Source organism: Pseudomonas sp. PWP3-1b2, assembly GCF_049896045.1.
Taxonomy (GTDB): domain Bacteria; phylum Pseudomonadota; class Gammaproteobacteria; order Pseudomonadales; family Pseudomonadaceae; genus Aquipseudomonas; species Aquipseudomonas antarctica_B.
Window position 1 is genome coordinate 91774 of record NZ_JAFCTN010000008.1, and the last position, 19534, is coordinate 111307.

The 19534-nt window shown below is 58.0% G+C and carries 15 protein-coding genes and 4 tRNA genes; 14 read left to right on the forward strand and 5 right to left on the reverse strand.

Translation table 11 applies throughout. From position 1 onward, the window contains the following. The first annotated feature begins 165 nt into the window (after positions 1-165). Entirely contained in the window at positions 166-576 is a 411-nt protein-coding gene (locus tag ACP7A2_RS07965) for a hypothetical protein (protein ID WP_348062261.1), read from the forward strand. Here ACP7A2_RS07965 and ACP7A2_RS07970 read toward each other — a convergent pair. Beyond that, a complete protein-coding gene (locus ACP7A2_RS07970; protein ID WP_375067665.1) occupies positions 573-734 on the reverse strand; it encodes a hypothetical protein in 162 nt (53 codons plus the stop codon). The two genes, ACP7A2_RS07965 and ACP7A2_RS07970, sit on opposite strands and share 4 nt — an antisense overlap. A 211-nt stretch (positions 735-945) precedes the next feature. Between ACP7A2_RS07970 and ACP7A2_RS07975 the strand changes: the two genes are divergently transcribed. Beyond that, complete coding sequence (locus tag ACP7A2_RS07975) at positions 946-1608, forward strand: peptidase C39 family protein (protein WP_426133779.1); 663 nt, start codon at positions 946-948, stop codon at positions 1606-1608. A 153-nt stretch (positions 1609-1761) separates the two neighbouring features. Here the strand turns inward: ACP7A2_RS07975 and pbpG are convergent, their stop codons facing one another. After that, the gene (pbpG, locus tag ACP7A2_RS07980; RefSeq protein WP_426133780.1) at positions 1762-2685 is read right to left on the reverse strand and encodes a D-alanyl-D-alanine endopeptidase; all 924 of its coding nucleotides are present in this window, start codon (positions 2683-2685) and stop codon (positions 1762-1764) included. Positions 2686-2895: 210 nt separating this feature from the next. Continuing rightward, complete coding sequence (gene folD / locus ACP7A2_RS07985; protein WP_375067671.1) at positions 2896-3750, reverse strand: bifunctional methylenetetrahydrofolate dehydrogenase/methenyltetrahydrofolate cyclohydrolase FolD; 855 nt, start codon at positions 3748-3750, stop codon at positions 2896-2898. A gap of 279 nt (positions 3751-4029) precedes the next feature. On the opposite strand from folD, the gene ACP7A2_RS07990 reads away from it, so the two are divergent. The 10 genes from ACP7A2_RS07990 to ACP7A2_RS08035 all read left to right on the forward strand — a co-directional run bounded on the left by ACP7A2_RS07990 (position 4030) and on the right by ACP7A2_RS08035 (position 13616). Continuing rightward, positions 4030-4106 (forward strand) — tRNA-Arg (locus ACP7A2_RS07990). Between the two features lie 32 nt (positions 4107-4138). Then, positions 4139-4214: transfer RNA gene (locus ACP7A2_RS07995), tRNA-His, on the forward strand. Positions 4215-4270: 56 nt separating this feature from the next. Beyond that, positions 4271-4355: transfer RNA gene (locus tag ACP7A2_RS08000), tRNA-Leu, on the forward strand. Between the two features lie 76 nt (positions 4356-4431). After that, a tRNA-His gene (locus tag ACP7A2_RS08005) sits at positions 4432-4507 on the forward strand. Between the two features lie 563 nt (positions 4508-5070). Further along, entirely contained in the window at positions 5071-6381 is a 1311-nt protein-coding gene (gene tig / locus ACP7A2_RS08010; RefSeq protein ID WP_375066636.1) for a trigger factor, read from the forward strand. A 91-nt stretch (positions 6382-6472) separates the two neighbouring features. Then, positions 6473-7108: an ATP-dependent Clp endopeptidase proteolytic subunit ClpP gene (gene clpP / locus ACP7A2_RS08015; protein ID WP_426133781.1), complete on the forward strand. Its 636-nt coding sequence runs from the start codon at positions 6473-6475 to the stop codon at positions 7106-7108. A 111-nt stretch (positions 7109-7219) separates the two neighbouring features. Further along, positions 7220-8503, forward strand: a complete 1284-nt coding sequence (clpX, locus tag ACP7A2_RS08020; RefSeq protein ID WP_017136464.1) for an ATP-dependent Clp protease ATP-binding subunit ClpX — start codon at positions 7220-7222, stop codon at positions 8501-8503. A gap of 188 nt (positions 8504-8691) precedes the next feature. After that, positions 8692-11088 carry an endopeptidase La gene (gene lon, locus ACP7A2_RS08025; RefSeq protein WP_426133782.1) on the forward strand — a complete coding sequence of 799 codons (2397 nt, stop codon included), beginning with the start codon at positions 8692-8694 and terminating at the stop codon, positions 11086-11088. A 148-nt stretch (positions 11089-11236) separates the two neighbouring features. Beyond that, complete coding sequence (locus ACP7A2_RS08030; protein ID WP_003174819.1) at positions 11237-11509, forward strand: HU family DNA-binding protein; 273 nt, start codon at positions 11237-11239, stop codon at positions 11507-11509. A gap of 232 nt (positions 11510-11741) precedes the next feature. Next, positions 11742-13616, forward strand: a complete 1875-nt coding sequence (locus tag ACP7A2_RS08035) for a SurA N-terminal domain-containing protein (RefSeq protein ID WP_426133783.1) — start codon at positions 11742-11744, stop codon at positions 13614-13616. A gap of 117 nt (positions 13617-13733) precedes the next feature. Here the strand turns inward: ACP7A2_RS08035 and ACP7A2_RS08040 are convergent, their stop codons facing one another. Then, positions 13734-14918 carry an MFS transporter gene (locus ACP7A2_RS08040; protein WP_426133784.1) on the reverse strand — a complete coding sequence of 395 codons (1185 nt, stop codon included), beginning with the start codon at positions 14916-14918 and terminating at the stop codon, positions 13734-13736. A 118-nt stretch (positions 14919-15036) separates the two neighbouring features. Here ACP7A2_RS08040 and ACP7A2_RS08045 point away from each other — a divergent pair, with 118 nt between their 5' ends. Together ACP7A2_RS08045 and ACP7A2_RS08050 are read left to right on the forward strand one after the other, a co-directional pair. Beyond that, positions 15037-15936, forward strand: a complete 900-nt coding sequence (locus ACP7A2_RS08045) for a LysR family transcriptional regulator (RefSeq protein WP_426133785.1) — start codon at positions 15037-15039, stop codon at positions 15934-15936. 89 nt (positions 15937-16025) lie between these two features. After that, entirely contained in the window at positions 16026-16820 is a 795-nt protein-coding gene (locus ACP7A2_RS08050) for a DUF2242 domain-containing protein (protein ID WP_426133786.1), read from the forward strand. Between the two features lies 1 nt (position 16821). On the opposite strand, the gene aceE is transcribed toward ACP7A2_RS08050, so the two are convergent. Then, entirely contained in the window at positions 16822-19482 is a 2661-nt protein-coding gene (gene aceE, locus ACP7A2_RS08055; RefSeq protein WP_426133787.1) for a pyruvate dehydrogenase (acetyl-transferring), homodimeric type, read from the reverse strand. Positions 19483-19534 lie beyond the last annotated feature (52 nt).

The window sequence follows — 19534 nt, forward strand, 5'->3', positions numbered from 1 at the left end:
AGGTGAAGGAACATTTAGGTAACGGCTGAAGATCGTTTCATATGTATTCATTTGTTCTGCACAGGGTGGCTCTCCAAGCTTGTAGCCCATCGGACACGACACATTTACATCGAGTCCAACGCTTTTACTGATGCCCTTTGGAGCCCTGCCATGTCACTGAAAAACCTGTCACTTAAACCACTTTTGTTGATTCCTGCACTTGGCGCCGTGCTGCTGTTGTCGGCCTGTGCCGGGCCAATCCCGAAAGCCGACCCCAGTGAAGCCTGGATCGGCCTGAAGGAAGAAGCGCCGAATGACTTGATGGCCGAGCGGGTAGATGGCAAGCGCGTGGACGACGGCCGCTTCTTTGAAGTGAGCCCAGGCGACCATCAACTGGATGTGACCTTGTTTGAGGAAGAGCCAGGCGATGACAACCAGCAGGACTGCCAGGGCCGGGTCGAGTACAAGAACTTCAAGGCGGGTGAGCACTACACGCTGGTGGAATCCAGCCTGGGCACCACCGTGCGCGCATCCCTCAAGGATGGTCACGGCAAGGAAGTCGCAGCGACTCAGGACTTCAGCTGCATGCCTGGCTAGGCGTGATGCGCCGCCGCCCTGCGGGGCTTGGCGGGTGCAACGGGTTTAACGTGGGGGTGGTGATGCCGACGCGTTACGCGCATCACCCCCCACAACATGGCGGCGGCAACCGCCAGCCAACCGCAGACCAACATGAAAATCGTTGTTGCAAGGCTCATCTGGGCCTCCTTTCGCCCCGCTCGGGGCACACACAGTCTTCTCAATGGACAGTCTAGCTACCTGCCGGTTGCCTGGTATTGACCAATGGTCGTGTCCGTCCAACTCGTTTGCTCTATCCCGGGCCTTTTACTAACGTTCAAGGCTATACCCGCGTGGCCGGGCGCCCTATGATCAGGGCCCTTACCGGCAGTTGATCAAGAGAGTAAAAAATTGCGGTTACGGTCGAACGTTAAAACCTCGTTGCTGTTGGCGTGCGCCCTGGGGCTTGCGGCCTGTTCCAGCCACCCGTCGAAGCTTGCCGGCCTGCCAGAGCGAGTCGAACTCACTGGCGTGCCGACGTTTCGCAGCGAGGCTTATCTGAGTGGTCCCAGTGCTTTAGCCAGCATGCTGTCGCAACAAGGCATTGTCATGACACCCGGCTTGCTCGATAAGCCGCTGCACTTGCCGGGTGGCGAGGCGGACCTGGAGCGCAACATGCAGGCGCTGGCGCGTGAGTACGGGCTGATGGTGTACCCGCTGGATGCTGAGCTGACGGCGGTGCTGGCGCAGGTGGCCGCGGGTTACCCGGTGATGGCGCGGATTAACCCGAGCCTGTGGTCGGGGACGCGTTATGTCGTGGTGGTCGGGTTTAACCAGCAAAAGAGTACGGTGCTGCTGCGTTCGGGGTTGGACCGCCGGTTGCTGATGAGCTTCAGTGACTTTGAGTCGGCGTGGAAGAGTGCCGGTAACTGGGCGATTCTGACCCAGCGCCCAAGCCAGTTGCCGGCGAAGGTGGATGCGCAGCGCTGGCGTGATTCGGCGAATGCCACGGCGCGGGCCGGGCAGGAGCAGGCGGCGGCGCAGGCGCTTAAGGTGTTGGCGGAAAGAAAGTAGCAGTAGTGAATATCATGAATCTGTGAGGGGCGGGTTTGTGTGGGAGCCGGGCTTGCCCGCGATGCAGGCAACTCGGTTTTTCAGTGGGACCGAGTTGATGCTATCGCAGGCAAGCCAGCTCCCACACAAGCCAGCTCCCACATTGGAACTGTGTTAGCGACGCACTTCGGCTGCATTCGGGCGGTTCTTCAAATTCTTGTCAGCCTTGTAGCGCAACGCTACGTCCGGCACCGACCCGCTGCGGCCCGTTTCGACCCAGTTACGAATGCGTGTGGCATCGGCAAAGTGGGTGAATTTGCCGAAGGCATCAAGAATCACCAGCGACACCGGACGGTTACCCATGGTCGTCACCAATACCAGGCAGTGACCGGCCTGGTTGGTAAAGCCGGTCTTGGTCAGCTTGATATCCCAGTTGGCGCGGTTGATCAGGTGGTCGGTGTTGGAGAAACCCAAGGTGTAGTTGGGCTTGCGGAACGCCACAGTCTTCTCCTTGGTTGTGCTCAGTTGGCTCAGCATCGGGTATTTGCGCGCCGCAGCCAGCAGCTTGCTCAGGTCGCGGGCTGTCGACACGTTATGAATCGACAGGCCGGTGGGCTCCACATAGTGCGTGCTGGTCATGCCGAGCGCCCTGGCCTTGGCGTTCATGGCCGCGATAAAGGCCGGGTAACCGCCCGGGTAGTGATGGGCCAGGCTGGCAGCGGCGCGGTTTTCCGACGACATCAGCGCGATCAGCAGCATTTCCTTACGCGGCATTTCGCTGCCGATCTTCACGCGGGAGAACACGCCCTTCATCTCTGGCGTGTCCTTGATGTTGATGTCGATGTACTCGTCCATGTTCTGCTTGGCTTCGAGCACAATCAAACCGGTCATCAACTTGCTCACCGAGGCGATGGGTACCACCACGTCAGGGTTACTGGAATAAATGACTTTGTTGGTCTGCAGGTCTACCAGGATGGCGCTGCCGGAGGCAATTTGCAGTTTGGAAGTGTCACGCGGTGCCTGGATGGAGTCGGCGGCGTGCGCGAGGGTGCCTGTGAGTGCAAAAAACAGGCTGATAATAGAGAGACGAATTTTCACGCGGATGAACTCGCTAAAAAAGTAAGGAAATACCGTTCTGGAAACGGGTGATTTGAAAAATTACGTTACATTCTAGAAGTATGGATCAGAAACTGTCGAATGTTCTTCTAGAACCCGATGAAAGTTATTAAAAACTAAGAAAAAACAGGTTTTTCTTCGGGCAATAAAAAGCCCTGCGATAAGGCAGGGCTTTTTCATTACAGCTGGTTATTAGCTGTGCAGCGTCTCGGCTGCATACAGCGTGTTTTCCAGCAGGCACGCGCGGGTCATCGGGCCAACGCCACCCGGCACTGGCGTAATCCAGCCGGCGCGGGGCAGGGCGGTTTCGTACACCACGTCGCCAACCAGTTTGCCGTCATCCTGACGGTTGATGCCCACATCGATAACGATGGCGCCTTCCTTGATCCACTCGCCTTTGACCAGGCCCGGCTTGCCGGCGGCGACGACGACCAGGTCAGCGCGGCCGACGTGGCCGGCGAGGTCCTTGGTGAAACGATGGGTGACGGTCACGGTGCAGCCAGCCAGCAGCAGTTCCATGGCCATCGGACGGCCCACGATGTTGGAGGCGCCAACGACCACGGCGTCGAGGCCGTACAGGTCGACACCGGTGCTTTCCAGCAGGGTCATGATGCCTTTCGGCGTGCACGGGCGCAGCAGCGGAATACGCTGGGCCAGGCGACCGACGTTATAAGGGTGGAAACCGTCGACGTCTTTGTCCGGGCGGATGCGCTCCAGCAACAAGGATGCGTCCAAGTGTTCAGGCAGCGGCAATTGCAGCAGGATGCCATCGATGTTCGGGTCGTCGTTAAGGCCGTCGATCAGGTCGGTCAGGGCCTGTTGGGTGGTCTCGGAAGGCAAGTCGTAGGCCTTGGAAACAAAGCCGACCTCTTCACAGTCTTTACGCTTGTGCGAGACATAAACCTGAGAGGCAGGATCGCTGCCGACCAGGATCACCGCGAGGCCCGGCGTGCGCAGGCCTTGCAGGCGACGCTCGGTGACGCGTTTGGCGATCTGCTGGCGCAGGCTGGCGGCGATTGATTTGCCGTCGATAAGTTGTGCAGTCATTACGCGTGATTAACCATCGAGAGGGGGAAGAAAAGTGCGCGCATTCTCGCACGCCAAGGCGTGAGGGCAAAGGCGCTCTGTCCGCAAATTGCCCTAACCCCTTAAATAAAATGAATTTTTTTCAAAAAAGATTTGACGGGTTTCGGGGGCCTCTATACTATTCGTCGCACTTGTCGGGCACAGCCTAGCACTGGTTAAGAAGGTCGAGCAGAATTGATGGTTGTTCTGCAAGGCTGGAAGCACTTAGTTTGTAATCCTCCAAGAGTACAGATTAATAAGGCGCCCGTAGCTCAGCTGGATAGAGCATCCGCCTTCTAAGCGGATGGTCGCAGGTTCGAGTCCTGCCGGGTGCGCCATTAGGCAGCTTTGGCACAAGTAGCGTTAGATGGTGGGCGTAGCTCAGTTGGTAGAGCACGGGATTGTGACTCCCGTTGTCGAGGGTTCGATCCCCTTCGTCCACCCCATATTTTAAAAGGCGCCAGATTAATTGTCTGGCGCCTTTGTTTTAAAAGCTTTACGCGCGGATGTGGTGGAATTGGTAGACACACTGGATTTAGGTTCCAGCGCCGCGAGGCGTAAGAGTTCGAGTCTCTTCATCCGCACCAATCAAGCATCATTCGGCCTTCGGGCGGATTGAGGCCAGGCAAGGAAGATGGTTGAGTTCTTTGTCGACGCAAAATGGTGGGCGTAGCTCAGTTGGTAGAGCACGGGATTGTGACTCCCGTTGTCGAGGGTTCGATCCCCTTCGTCCACCCCATATTCAAAAAGCGCCAGATCATTGATCTGGCGCTTTTTTTTGCACCCGAAAAATGCATGGGGGATGTGGCTGGTTGACGCCAAGAAAAAACAAGCATTCTCAATGCCTTGGCGTTAGAATCGTTGCCGGTTTTGAGCGTGTGGAACTGATCCGAAGCGATATCCGGTTCAGTGCAGCTATTTATTAGCGAATTGCGGCGCAGTACCTGAACAAGGGCTGTGCCGTTTTTGTTTAAGCGTTTTGAATTTTCAGGGCAGGGCGTTTCATCGTATTTGTGTTTCTCGATGCTGCTGCCGTGACCTCCGGTCCTGTTTTCTGGGGCGGTAGCCAGGAGCGCGTGTCAGGCTCTTCTATATATAGAAGGGTTGATTCAGAGCCTTGGCGTGATGAGCTGTATTTGCTAACGGGATGAGGTGCATGCGTGCACTTGAACCCATAAATGACCTGCTGTTTTTCTACCCGTTTTCAGTAGGGTGACTTCTTGAGTTTGACCCACTAGAATGCATGCCCTTGATTCTGGGGTCGGAAACGGCCGGCTAACGTCTGTGCAACGAGGAATATCCATGCAAGTTTCTGTTGAAAATACTACTGCTATCGAGCGCCGCCTGAGCATCACCGTGCCGGCAGAGCGTATTGAGACTGCGGTCAACAAGCGTCTGCAGCAGACTGCCCAAAAGGCCAAGATTGCTGGCTTCCGTCCAGGCAAAGTGCCAATGAGCGAAATCAAGCGTCGTTTTGGCGCCGATGCGCGTCAGGACGCAGTTGGCGACGTGATCCAGGCTTCCTTCTACGAAGCCGTTGAAGCACAAAACCTGAAGCCTGCCGGTCAGCCTTCGATCGAGCCAAAGTCCCTGGAAGCTGGCAAAGACCTGGAATACGTTGCCGTATTCGAAGTGTTCCCAGAGTTCGAAGTTGCCGGTTTCGATTCGATCGCCGTTGAGCGCCTGAGCGCTGACGTGGCTGACAGCGACCTGGACAACATGCTGGAAATCCTGCGCAAGCAGAACACTCGTTTCGAAGTGGCCGACCGTGCTGCCCAGAACGAAGACCAGCTGAACATCGATTTCGTTGGCAAGGTTGACGGCGAAGTCTTCGCTGGCGGCTCCGCCAAGGGCACTCAGCTGGTACTGGGTTCCAACCGCATGATCCCGGGTTTCGAAGACGGCCTGGTTGGCGCCAAAGCCGGCGAAGAGCGCGTGCTGAGCCTGACGTTCCCTGCTGACTACCAGAACCTGGACCTGGCTGGCAAAGCCGCCGAGTTCACCGTGACCGTCAACAGCGTTTCCGAGCCTAAACTGCCAGAGCTGAACGAAGAGTTCTTCAACCAGTTCGGCATCAAGGAAACCGGCATCGAAGGCTTCCGCACCGAAGTTCGCAAGAACATGGAGCGCGAGCTGCGCCAGGCCATCAAGTCCAAGGTCAAGAATCAGGTAATGGACGGTCTGCTGGCCGCCAACCCGATCGAAGTGCCCAAGGCTCTGCTGTCCAACGAAGTGGATCGCCTGCGCGTTCAAGCGGTTCAGCAGTTCGGTGGCAACATCAAGCCTGATCAACTGCCTGCCGAGCTGTTCGAAGAACAAGCCAAGCGCCGCGTTGTGCTGGGTCTGGTCGTGGCCGAAGTGGTCAACCAGTTCGACCTCAAGCCTGACGAAGATCGCGTTCGTGAAATGATCCAGGAAATGGCTTCGGCCTACCAGGAGCCTGAGCAGGTTGTGTCCTGGTACTACAAGAACGACCAGCAGCTGAACGAAGTACGTTCGGTTGTGCTGGAAGAACAAGTTGTGGATACTGTTCTGCAGAAGGCTAAGGTGACCGACAAAGCGGTCTCTTACGAAGAAGCAGTCAAACCGGCGGAAGCAGCACAAGCCGACTGATTGTCCAACTCGTTGGAAATACAACCATAAGCCAGCCTCGCGCTGGCTTATGCGTTTTCAAGACATGACTATTTGGGAGTAACTGCAGAGCATGTTCCGTAATTCCTATATTCAGCAGAACTCTGATATCCAGGCCGCTGGCGGCCTGGTCCCGATGGTTGTCGAGCAATCTGCTCGTGGCGAACGCGCCTATGACATCTACTCGCGCCTGCTCAAGGAACGAGTCATCTTTTTGGTCGGCCCTGTAGAAGACTACATGGCCAACCTGATCTGCGCGCAGCTGCTGTTCCTTGAAGCGGAAAACCCGGACAAGGACATCCATCTCTACATCAACTCCCCGGGCGGTTCGGTGACGGCAGGTATGTCGATCTACGACACCATGCAGTTCATCAAGCCGAACGTATCGACCACGTGTATCGGTCAGGCGTGCAGTATGGGCGCTTTCCTGTTGACGGCCGGTGCTGAAGGCAAGCGTTTCTGCCTGCCTAACTCGCGTGTGATGATTCACCAGCCACTGGGCGGTTTCCAGGGCCAGGCGTCGGACATCGAGATTCACGCCAAGGAAATACTGTTTATTCGCGAACGCCTCAATACCTTGATGGCCAAGCACAGCGGGCACACCCTGGAAGAGATCGAGCGCGACACCAACCGCGACAACTTCATGAGCGCAGAAGCAGCACGTGATTACGGGTTGATCGACGCCGTGATTGAAAGACGCCCCGCTTAATTAAGCTGCTCAAAATAAGGCTGGTCGGCGTATCCGACCACCGGCGGGCTTGAAAAAGCCCGCATAAGCCTTCATCTTGTGTTGCAAGCCTATCGGATTTGGATCGAACGAATGACTGACACCCGCAACGGCGAGGACAACGGCAAGCTGCTTTATTGCTCCTTCTGCGGCAAGAGCCAGCATGAAGTACGCAAATTGATCGCCGGTCCCTCGGTGTTTATCTGCGACGAGTGCGTCGACCTGTGCAATGACATCATCCGCGAGGAGGTGCAGGAAGCCCAGGCCGAAAGCAGCGCGCATAAATTGCCTTCGCCTAAAGAAATCAGCGGCATCCTTGACCAGTACGTCATTGGTCAAGAGCGTGCAAAAAAGGTTTTGGCCGTAGCGGTGTACAACCACTACAAGCGCTTGAACCAGCGTGACAAGAAAGGCGACGAAGTTGAACTCGGCAAGAGCAACATCCTGCTGATCGGTCCTACCGGCTCGGGTAAAACCCTGCTGGCAGAAACCCTCGCTCGCCTGCTCAACGTTCCGTTCACCATCGCCGACGCCACCACCCTCACCGAGGCTGGTTACGTGGGTGAGGACGTCGAGAACATCATTCAGAAATTGCTGCAGAAGTGCGACTACGACGTAGAAAAGGCCCAGATGGGTATTGTCTACATCGACGAAATCGACAAGATTTCGCGCAAGTCCGACAACCCGTCGATCACCCGTGATGTCTCCGGTGAAGGCGTACAGCAGGCCCTGTTGAAACTGATCGAAGGCACGGTCGCTTCCGTACCGCCACAAGGCGGCCGCAAGCACCCGCAGCAGGAATTCCTTCAGGTTGATACGCGCAACATCCTGTTCATCTGTGGTGGTGCGTTCTCCGGGCTGGAAAAAGTTATTCAGCAGCGTTCCACGCGCGGCGGCATCGGTTTCGGTGCGGAAGTGCGCAGCAAGGAAGAAGGCAAGAAAGTAGGCGAGTCCCTGCGTGAAGTCGAGCCTGACGATCTGGTCAAGTTCGGTCTGATCCCGGAATTCGTTGGCCGTCTGCCGGTCCTGGCAACGTTGGACGAGCTGGATGAGGCTGCCCTGATTCAGATCCTCACCGAGCCGAAAAACGCTCTGACCAAGCAATACGCCAAGCTGTTCGAAATGGAAGGTGTAGACCTGGAGTTCCGTACCGATGCTCTCAAATCAGTGGCCAAGCGGGCACTGGAGCGCAAAACCGGTGCACGGGGCCTGCGTTCGATTCTCGAAGGCGTGTTGCTCGACACCATGTACGAAATCCCCTCGCAGTCCGAGGTGAGTAAAGTGGTGATCGACGAAAGCGTTATCGAAGGCAAGTCCAAGCCACTGTATATCTACGAAAACAGTGAGCCGGCTGCCAAGGCTGCACCCGACGCGTAAGCGTTTTGCAGTTGCACTACAAGCAAGGGGCCTTTCGGGGCCCCTTATTTTTTGAGCCAATTGTTGGGGGCAGCTTTTAAATTTGCGTTTATTCATACGTTTAACTGCTGGCATTGAGCTTGTTTTTTTTGCATGCAGCCCCCATCTTGGTTTCAAGCTATTTTTTCAACTGTCATAGAGGCGAAATCATGAAGACAACCATTGAATTGCCTCTCCTGCCGTTGCGTGATGTCGTCGTCTATCCGCACATGGTTATCCCGCTGTTCGTGGGGCGCGAGAAGTCTATCGAAGCCCTCGAGGCCGCGATGACGGGCGACAAGCAGATCCTGCTGTTGGCCCAAAAGAATCCTGCTGATGATGATCCAGGCGAAGACGCCCTGTATCGCGTCGGCACCGTTGCCACTGTTCTGCAATTGCTCAAGCTGCCCGACGGCACCGTCAAGGTGTTGGTGGAAGGCGAGCAACGCGGCGCGGTAGAGCGTTTCATGGAGGTGGATGGCCACCTGCGCGCTGAAGTGGCGCTGATCGACGAAGTCGAGGCCCCTGAGCGCGAGTCCGAAGTATTTGTGCGCAGCCTGCTCTCGCAGTTCGAGCAGTATGTGCAGCTGGGCAAGAAAGTCCCGGCTGAAGTCCTGTCGTCCCTCAACAGCATTGATGAGCCAAGCCGCCTGGTCGACACCATGGCTGCGCACATGGCGCTGAAGATCGACCAGAAGCAAGACATCCTCGAGATCATCGACCTGTCGGCCCGTGTTGAACACGTGCTGGCCCTGCTCGATGGCGAAATCGACCTGCTGCAGGTCGAGAAGCGCATTCGTGGCCGTGTGAAGAAACAAATGGAGCGCAGTCAGCGCGAGTACTACCTGAATGAGCAGATGAAGGCCATTCAGAAAGAACTCGGTGACGGCGACGAAGGCCACAACGAAATCGAAGAGCTGAAAAAGCGCATCGATGCCGCTGGCCTGCCCAAAGATGCCCTCACCAAAGCCAATGCCGAACTGAACAAGCTCAAGCAAATGTCGCCGATGTCGGCTGAAGCCACCGTGGTTCGTTCCTATATCGACTGGCTGGTGCAGGTGCCGTGGAAGGCACAGACCAAAGTGCGTCTGGACCTGGCGCGCGCAGAAGACATTCTCGACGCTGACCACTACGGTTTGGAAGAAGTCAAAGAACGCATCCTCGAATACCTCGCCGTGCAAAAACGCGTGAAGAAAATTCGGGGGCCGGTGTTGTGCCTGGTCGGGCCGCCGGGTGTGGGTAAAACCTCTCTGGCCGAGTCCATCGCCAATGCCACCAATCGCAAATTTGTGCGCATGGCTCTGGGCGGTGTGCGCGATGAAGCGGAAATTCGTGGTCATCGCCGTACCTACATCGGTTCGATGCCGGGCAGATTGATTCAAAAGATGACGAAAGTGGGGGTTCGCAACCCGCTGTTCCTGCTCGATGAAATCGACAAAATGGGCAGCGACATGCGCGGCGACCCTGCCTCGGCGTTGCTCGAAGTACTCGACCCCGAGCAGAACCACAATTTCAATGACCATTACCTGGAAGTCGACTACGACCTGTCCGACGTAATGTTCCTCTGCACCTCCAACTCCATGAACATCCCGCCAGCGTTGCTGGACCGGATGGAAGTGATTCGTCTGCCGGGTTACACCGAAGACGAGAAGATCAACATTGCCGTCAAATACCTCGCGCCCAAGCAGATTTCGGCCAATGGCTTGAAGAAGGGCGAGATCGAATTTGAAGTCGAGACGATCCGCGACATCGTGCGTTATTACACCCGCGAGGCCGGTGTGCGTGGCCTTGAGCGTCAGATTGCGAAGATCTGCCGCAAGGCCGTGAAGGAACATGCGCTGGAAAAACGCTTCTCGGTGAAGGTCACGGCCGACTCCCTGGAGCACTTCCTGGGCGTGCGCAAATTCAGCTACGGCCTGGCCGAGCAGCAGGATCAGGTAGGGCAGGTGACGGGCCTGGCGTGGACTCAAGTGGGCGGTGAATTGCTGACCATCGAGGCCGCGGTGATCCCTGGCAAAGGCCAGTTGATCAAGACCGGTTCCCTGGGTGATGTGATGGTTGAGTCCATCACTGCCGCGCAGACCGTGGTGCGCAGCCGCGCCAAGAGCCTGGGGATCCCCCTGGACTTCCACGAGAAGCACGACACCCACATCCACATGCCGGAAGGGGCGACCCCGAAAGACGGCCCCAGCGCCGGTGTAGGCATGTGCACGGCCCTGGTGTCGGCATTGACCGGCATTCCTGTGCGCGCTGATGTGGCCATGACCGGTGAAATTACTCTGCGTGGTCAGGTATTGGCCATCGGTGGTTTGAAAGAGAAATTGCTCGCGGCTCACCGGGGCGGTATCAAGACCGTGATCATTCCTGAAGAGAATGTTCGCGACTTGAAGGAAATTCCGGAGAACATCAAGAGGGATCTTCAGATTAAACCGGTTAAATGGATTGACGAAGTCCTGCAAATTGCGCTGCAATACGCGCCGGAGCCCTTGCCGGATGTGGCTCCGGAGATCGTCGCGAAGGATGAAAAACGCGAGTCTGATTCCAAGGAAAGAATTAGCACGCATTAATGCGATTAAGCCGGGTGGCTTCCTTGACAGCTTTTTAGAGCCCTTGTTATAAAGCGGCTCTTAAGTGTCTCTAGGCCATTTGGCACTGGTTTTTGCTTTCACCAAAAAACTTAGAATCATACTCAATAGAAATATAAGGGGACTTAGAGTGAACAAGTCGGAACTGATTGATGCTATCGCCGCATCCGCTGATATCCCGAAAGCTGCTGCTGGCCGTGCGCTGGACGCAGTAATCGAATCCGTCACTGGCGCTCTGAAGGCCGGCGACTCCGTGGTACTGGTAGGCTTCGGTACTTTCTCTGTGACTGACCGCCCAGCTCGCACTGGCCGTAACCCACAGACTGGCAAAGCACTGCAAATCGCTGCTGCCAAGAAACCAGGTTTCAAAGCCGGTAAAGCCCTGAAAGAAGCCGTTAACTAAGCCTCGCTCAAGCCTTACCTACCCGGGTCAGACGCAGGTCTGACCTGGCAGCGGAGCGGCAGCTGACCCTTATGTCCATCGGGTCGCCACGCCGGGGGTGTTGGGTTCAAACCCCCGTCCGCTCCGCCAGTTACGAGAAGGCGCATCCTCGGATGCGCCTTTCTTCTATCCGGACTCTACCCACGCTCCACGGTTGCCTAATTTTTGACGTTCAACCGTTTCTGGGGGAAGCATGCTGCAAAATATCAGGGACAATTCACAAGGCTGGATTGCCAAGACCATTATCGGGATCATCGTCGCATTGATGGCGTTCACCGGTATCGAGGCCATTTTTCAGGCTTCGACCAACAACAAGCAGGACGTGGCCAAGGTCAACGGTGAAGAAATCACCCAAACCGAACTGAGCCAAGCCGTCGATATGCAACGCCGTCAGTTGATGCAACAGCTGGGCAAGGATTTCGACGCTTCGCTGCTGGACGAAAAACTGCTGCGCGATGCGGCCCTCAAGGGTCTGATCGATCGCAAGCTGTTGCTGCAAGGTGCTGCGGATTCCAAGTTCGGCTTCTCTGAAGCTGCGCTGGACCAAGTGATCCTGCAGACGCCGGAATTCCAGGTGGATGGCAAGTTCAGCGCCGATCGTTTTGACCAAGTGATCCGTCAACTGGGCTATAGCCGCCTGCAATTCCGTCAGATGATGACCCAGGAAATGCTCATCGGCCAGATCCGCGCTGGTATCGCCGGCAGCGGTTTCGTGACTGACGCCGAAGTGCTGGCATTCGCCCGTCTGGAAAAACAGACCCGCGATTTCGCCACCGTCAACATCAAGGCGGATCCTGCGGCGGTGAAACTCACCGACGACGAGGTCAAGGCTTACTACGACCAGCACGCCAAAGAGTTCATGACCCCGGACCAGGTGGTCATTGACTACCTGGAATTGAAGAAGTCATCTTTCTTCGACCAGGTCACCGTCAAGGACGAAGAACTGCAGGCTGCCTATCAGAAAGAAACCGCCAACCTCGCTGAACAGCGTCGTGCCGCGCATATTCTGATTGAAGTCAACGACAAGGTCACCGACGCGCAAGCCAAGGCCAAGATCGAAGAAATCCAGGCGCGCCTGGCCAAAGGCGAGAAGTTCGAAGCCCTGGCCAAGGAGTTCTCTCAGGACCCGGGTTCGGCCAACAATGGCGGCGACCTCGGTTTTGCAGGCCCTGGCGTCTACGATCCGGACTTCGAAACGGCCTTGTACGCGTTGAACAAAGACCAGGTTTCGGCCCCGGTGCGCAGCACCTTCGGTTGGCACTTGATCAAGCTGTTGGGCGTGGAAGCACCGCAAGTGCCAACGTTTGCCAGCCTGAAAGACAAGCTGACCCGCGAGCTCAAGGCTCAACAGGTTGAGCAGCGTTTTGTCGAAGCGACCAAGCAATTGGAAGATGCGGCATTCGAAGCCTCAGACCTGGCTCAGCCGGCGTCGGACCTGAAGTTGACCGTGCACACCTCCGCGCCGTTTGGCCGTGAAGGCGGCGAAGGCGTTGCGGCCAACCGTGCCGTGGTGACTGCGGCGTTCAGCCCGGAAGTCTTGGATGAGGGCGCCAACAGCAGTGCCATCGAACTCGACCCGGAAACCATCATCGTGTTGCGTGCCAAGGAGCATTTGAAGCCTTCGCAGTTGCCGCTGGAAAGCGTTTCAACAGCGATTCGTGCCCAGATGACCAAAGAGCGCGCCAGTGCGGCGGCCAAGACTCACGCTGACGAGCTGATCGCCAGCCTGCGTGATGGCAAGACCCCGCTGACCCAGCCAATTGATGGCCAGGCCTGGAAAGTCACCGAAGCGGCTACCCGTAGCCAGGAAGGGATTGACCCGGCTGTGCTGCAAGCCCTGTTCCGCATGCCCAAGCCTGCGGCCAAGGACAAGCCGACCTTCACCACCGTGACCCTGGCTGACGGTAGCCTGGTGTTGGTGCGCTTGAACGGTGTCAATGAAGCGGCTGCCCCTACGGATGAAGAAAAGGCGCAATACCGCCGCTTCCTCGCTTCCCGTATTGGCCAGCAAGACTTTGCTGCGTTCCGCAAGCAGTTGGAAGCCAAGGCTGACATCAAGAAGTTCTGATGTACGCCTGAATAAAAAGCCCCCGGCCTGAAAAGACCGGGGGCTTTTTTATGGGCGTTGTCCGGTGGTCAGCTGTGTCCGCGCAGGCAGTCATGGCATGCCGTTACAAGGAATCGCTCAGTGCAGGTGCCGAGCCCGTGCGGTGATGGCGAGCGCGAGCAGCAGCAAACCGATGACCGCCCATGAAAATGAACCCACGCCCAACCCTTGCAAAAGCAGGCCACCCGCCAGCCCGCCACCGGCAATGCCCAGGTTCCAGACGGTGACCAGCATTGATTGCGCCGCATCGGCGGACTGGCCGGCGGATTTGGCCAGCGCCGTTTGCAAGAGAGCGGGCAAGCCACCAAATGCCAGGCCCCACGCAGCGACGGCGACGTAAATCACGGCTGGCGAGGTCATCCACAGCGCCATTGCCAGGGCCGCCATGGCAAACAGTGCACAACTGATCAACAGCAGCGTGCGCAGCCATTGATCGATCCACACGCCTGCCAGCCAGATGCTCAACACGGCGGCCAGGCCGAACACCAGCAACACTTGATCGATGTCCGAGGCCATCCCGGCGGGCACCAGCAACGGGGCGATGTAGGTGTAAAGAATGTTGTGGGCCAGCACACAGGTAAAGGTCACCCACAGCACCGGGCGAATACCCGGCAGGGTCAAAACGTTGCGCAGCGCCAAGCGTTTGCCCTGTGGTTCGCCCGCGAAATCCGGGAGCTGCCAGCGCGCCCACACCAGCAGCACCAGCGTGAGCCCGGTCATGATCGCAAAGCTCATTCGCCAGCCAACCGCAGCCCCGAGGAAGGTGCCGGCCGGCACGCCCAAAGACAATGCCAGGGGCGCGCCAAGCATTGCTACCGCAATGGCCCGTCCCTGTAAGTGTGGCGCAACCATGCGGCTGGCGTAGCCCGCCAGCAGCGCCCAGAGCAGGCCGGCAAATACCCCTGCGAAGAAGCGTGCCACCAGGGTCAACCCGTAATGGCTCGACAGTGCGGTCACGCTGTTGACCAAGGCAAAGCCGCCAATGGCAACCAGCAGCAACGGTCGTCGCCGCCAACCTCGCGTCCACAGCGTCAGCGGGATGGCCGCCAATAGTGAGCCAAGGGCATAGAGGGTAACCAGCTGCCCAATCAGCGCGGGCGACACCTCGAGCCCCTCGCTCATCTGTGGCAACAATCCGGCAGGCATAGCCTCAGTGAGGATGGTGATAAAACCGGCGCACGCCAGGGCCAGCAAACCTGCCAGCGGCAGCGCGTCAGGTTTGCTGACGGGTGCGGCGTCGGTCATTGAAGGGCAGTCGCTCATGCTCTGTGTCCATACAAAAGGGTAGGGAGGCAGAGTAGGAGGATGTGCAGGGCGGAAAAACAGGCTAAGGTTCCGAACTTATCGGACCTATACGTCCGTAATCGACACAGGTTGGGTCATGGACAGTCTGGGCAGTCTTGCAGTGTTCGTGCAGGTCGCGGAAACCCGCAGCTTCACCGCCGCCGGCCGAGTGCTGGGCGTTTCCTCTTCGGCTGTGGGTAAAAGCATTGCGCGCACCGAGGAACGCCTGGGCGTTCGCCTGTTTCATCGCAGCACGCGCAGCATCACTCTGACAGGTGAGGGCGCGCTGTTTCTGGAGCGTTCGCGGCGCATTCTGGCCGAGGTCGAGGCGGCCGAGCAGGAGTTGACCCAAGCCAGCGTGACGCCCAAGGGCAAGCTGCGCGTGAGCCTGCCGCAAGTGCGTGGCTTGTTGATGCCGGTGCTCAGCGACTTCATGCGCGCCTACCCGGACATCGAGCTGGACGTGGATTTTTCCGACCGCATGGTGGACGTAATCGAGGAAGGTTTCGATGCGGTCATTCGCACGGGCAAGCCAGAAGATTCGCGCCTGATGGCACGTCATTTGGGGCATTACCAGTTGGTGCTGGTGGCTACTCCAGAATACTTCGCTGAATTCGGCACGCCGCAACGGCCACAGGACTTGAGCGGCCACGCCTGCCTGCGGCATAAATTCTGCGCCACCGGCAAGCTGGAGCCCTGGCCGCTGCGTCATTTAGCGGGCGCGCCCGAGCCGGTGTTGCGTACGCCCTTGGTCAGTACCACCATCGAGTCCCTCAACCATGTGGTGCTGGAGGGATTGGGCATCGCCTGCCTGCCGGACTTCATGGTGAACCGGGCGGTGCAGCAAGGGCGCTTGCTGCGGGTGCTGGATGATCACCTCGAGCACCGAGGCAGTTTCTGGCTGTTATGGCCATCGAGTCGCCATGCCTCGGCGAAACTGCGCGTGTTTATCGACCATATGTGTGCCGAGCTTTTCCCTGCAGCCCCCGTCGCATAGGCCTGTGACGTTTTACCGACAGGAATGCGCGCGCCAAGGCCTCGTTCTGTTGCACAATACCGCCCGGACCGTTTTCCTCAGGACTTTCAATGTCGACATCATTTCACTTGCGTAGCCTCGGGTTGGCGCTGGTGCTGGCGGGCGCCGCGGGCTGCTCGTCACCCAAGACCGCTATTTATGAACATGAGAATTTCGACGACTCCGGTACGTTTTCCCGTGACTACCCTGTCAGCGATGTCGCCGCGTGCGAAGCCGCACGGCGTGCGCTGCTGAGCCAGGGTTACATCATCACCAGCAGCGATCCGAAGCTGGTGGTAGGCAACAAGAGCTTCCAGCAGACCGGCGAGACTCACCTGCAAATCAGTTTCAACGTGGTGTGTGCCGATGACGGCAAAGGCAACAATCATTCGACGATGTTCGCCAATGCCTTGCAGGATCGCTATGCGCTGAAGAAGGTCAACAACTCCGCCAGCCTGGGTGTGGGTGTGTTGGGTTCGGTGTCGATGCCGATTGGTTCTACCGACGATTCGATGGTCAAAGTCGCAAGCGAGACCGTTTCGGCGCCGAAATTCTACGACCGTTACTTCTCACTGGTGGATGTATTCCTGCCGCAGGAAGTGAAGAAGGCCGAGCATATTCCCGAGAAGCCCAAGGCCGATCTGGGTGTGCCCGAGCCCAAGGTTGCAGCGCCGGTTGAGAAGGTTGAAACGCCCAAGGAAGAGCCCGCTGCGCCTGCCGTTTCGGAACCGCTGGCCCCGCCACCTGAGGCCGCGCCGATTGCGCCACAGGAAGAACCGGCGCCTGCATCTGCACCTGCCGCGACTAACCCGGCGTTGCCAGCGCCGACAGAAGCGATTCAGCCTCTGCCGACACCTGCGCAGTAATTCAGACCGCTACGGGGTTCGCCTTGTCGACATTGATCCCGTAGCGACTGATCGCCTCACTGACTTTCTCGCGGCCAATCACTCCATCGTCCGCCAACGCCTTCAAGGCCGCCAGCACGATGAAGTGGCGGTCCACCTCAAAGAACGCCCGCAAGGTTTCACGGGTATCCGATTGCCCGAAGCCATCGGTGCCCAGCGCGACAAACCGGCGGTTGTCTACGAAAGGGCGGATCTGGTCGGCGAACAGTTTCATGTAGTCCGTTGCGACCACTACCGGCCCTGTCTTCGCCTTAAGGCATGCTTGCACATAGCTCACGCGCGGCTCACTTTCCGGGTGCAGCAAGTTCCAGCGTTCAACCGCATGCCCGTCGCGGCGTAGCTCGGTAAGGCTGGTGACGCTCCAGACATCGCTTTGCACATTGAAGTCGCTGTGGAGCAATTGCGCCGCTGCGATCACTTCTCGCAGGATCGAACCGCTGCCCATCAGTTGCACCTGCGCATGCTCTGCGCTGCTCAGCGGATACAGGCCTTTAAGAATGCCGTCTTCCACACCTTCGGGCATTGCCGGGTGTGGGTAGTTTTCGTTAAGCAGGGTGATGTAGTAGTAAATGTCCTCCTGTTCGACATACATGCGTCGCATGCCCTCGCGAATAATTACCGCCAGCTCGTAGGCAAACGTCGGGTCATAGGACACGCAACATGGAATCACCGATGACAGGATATGACTGTGTCCATCGTCGTGCTGTAAACCTTCACCCATTAACGTCGTGCGCCCGGCAGTGGCGCCGAGCAGGAAGCCGCGCGCCCGCGCATCGCCTGCCGCCCAGGCCAGGTCGCCGACGCGCTGGAAGCCGAACATCGAGTAGAAAATATAGAACGGCACGGTCATCAAGCCGTGGTTGCTGTAGGACGTACTCGCCGCAATCCACGAGGAAATGGCACCGGACTCATTCAGACCTTCCTGCATGATTTGTCCGTCTTTGCTCTCTTTGTAGTAGCTCAATTGTCCGGCATCTTGCGGGGTGTAGAGCTGGCCGACGGCGGAGTGAATGCCGATCTGACGGAACAGGCTTTCCATGCCGAAGGTGCGCGACTCGTCCGGCACGATGGGCACGATCAATTTGCCCAGGTGCGGGTCCTTGAGCAGCGTGCCGAGGATGCGCACAAAGGCCATGGTGGTGGAAATGGCGCGGTCGCCGGTGTCTTTGAGCTGGGTTGAAAAAGCGTTCAGGTCGGGAATCTGCAGCGGTTCCACAGCACTGTGCCGCGCCGGTACGTAACCGCCCAGGGCCTGGCGGCGTGCCGCGAAATAGCGCGCCTCTTCGCTGTCGGCGGCAGGCTTGAGGTAGGGGATTTCGTCGAGCTGGTCGTCGGCCAAATCCAGGCCGAAACGGTCGCGGAAGGCCTTGACGGCGTCTGCGCCCATCTTTTTGAGCTGATGATTGATGTTCTGGCCTTCACCGGCTTCGCCCATGCCAAAGCCTTTAACGGTTTTCGCCAGGATCACTGTCGGCTGACCCTTGTGGCGCACGGCGGCGGCGTAGGCATTGTAGACCTTGTCGGGGTCATGACCACCGCGTGAGAGTTTCCAGATGTCGTCGTCGGACAGGTCCGCCACCAATGCCAGCAACTCGGGGTATTTGCCGAAGAAATGTTCGCGCACATAGGCGCCGTTCTGGGATTTGTAGTTCTGATAGTCGCCGTCCACACACTCCATCATGCGTTGGCGCAGCAAGCCGCTCTGGTCCTTTTCCAGCAACGCATCCCAGCCGCCGCCCCAGATCACCTTGATTACATTCCAGCCGGCGGCGCGGTACAGGCTTTCAAATTCCTGGATCACCTTGGCGTTACCGCGCACCGGGCCGTCCAGGCGTTGCAGGTTGCAGTTGACCACGAAGATCAGGTTGTCGAGTTTTTCGCGACCGGCCAGGGAGATGGCCGCCAGGGATTCCGGCTGGTCCATTTCGCCATCACCGAGAAACGCCCAGACTTTGCGGCCCTGGTGTGGTTTCAGGTCGCGAAACTCCAGGTAGCGCATGAAGCGCGCTTGATACGCGGCGGTGATTGGCCCCAGCCCCATGGACACGGTGGGGAATTGCCAGAAATCCGGCATCAGCCGCGGGTGCGGGTAGGACGATAAACCCTCGCCACCGGCCTCGCGACGAAAGTTATCCAGCTGAGCCTCGCTGATGCGACCTTCAAGGTAGGCGCGCCCGTAGATGCCCGGGGAAGAGTGGCCCTGGATATACACCAGGTCGCCGTCGAATGTATCGGTGCGCCCACGGAAGAAATGGTCAAAACCTACGTCGTACAGCACGGCGGCTGACGCATAGGTCGCAATATGCCCACCGACGCCTGAGTGTTTGCCTGCACGCAGCACCATCGCCATGGCATTCCAGCGAATGAACGCATTGGTGCGCCGCTCGATCGCCAGGTTGCCGGGGTAGGGCAGTTGGCGTTCTACCGCAATAGTGTTGATGTAGGGAGTGGTCACCCGCCCGTAAAAGTCGCCATGCCGCGCCACGTCGAAATCCAGCAACTGATCAATCAGGTAGTGGGCGCGCGGGCGGCCTTCGGTGGACAGCACCGATTCGATGGACTCCAGCCACTCGCGGGTTTCCTGTGGATCGTCGTCCAGTCTTACTGCGTTGTTCGGGGTCATGTGAGGCTCCAGGTGTAGGCGGATTTCAAGCGGCGACCTCTTGGTGAGAGGA

Coding starts and splice junctions, on each gene's coding strand:
- ACP7A2_RS07970 (WP_375067665.1), bottom strand. CDS start 734: ATGAGCCTTGCAACAACGATTTTCATGTTGGTCTGCGGTTGGCTGGCG.
- folD (WP_375067671.1), bottom strand. CDS start 3,750: ATGACTGCACAACTTATCGACGGCAAATCAATCGCCGCCAGCCTGCGC.
- tig (WP_375066636.1), top strand. CDS start 5,071: ATGCAAGTTTCTGTTGAAAATACTACTGCTATCGAGCGCCGCCTGAGC.
- clpP (WP_426133781.1), top strand. CDS start 6,473: ATGTTCCGTAATTCCTATATTCAGCAGAACTCTGATATCCAGGCCGCT.
- clpX (WP_017136464.1), top strand. CDS start 7,220: ATGACTGACACCCGCAACGGCGAGGACAACGGCAAGCTGCTTTATTGC.
- lon (WP_426133782.1), top strand. CDS start 8,692: ATGAAGACAACCATTGAATTGCCTCTCCTGCCGTTGCGTGATGTCGTC.
- ACP7A2_RS08035 (WP_426133783.1), top strand. CDS start 11,742: ATGCTGCAAAATATCAGGGACAATTCACAAGGCTGGATTGCCAAGACC.
- ACP7A2_RS08040 (WP_426133784.1), bottom strand. CDS start 14,918: ATGAGCGACTGCCCTTCAATGACCGACGCCGCACCCGTCAGCAAACCT.
- ACP7A2_RS08045 (WP_426133785.1), top strand. CDS start 15,037: ATGGACAGTCTGGGCAGTCTTGCAGTGTTCGTGCAGGTCGCGGAAACC.
- ACP7A2_RS08050 (WP_426133786.1), top strand. CDS start 16,026: ATGTCGACATCATTTCACTTGCGTAGCCTCGGGTTGGCGCTGGTGCTG.
- aceE (WP_426133787.1), bottom strand. CDS start 19,482: ATGACCCCGAACAACGCAGTAAGACTGGACGACGATCCACAGGAAACC.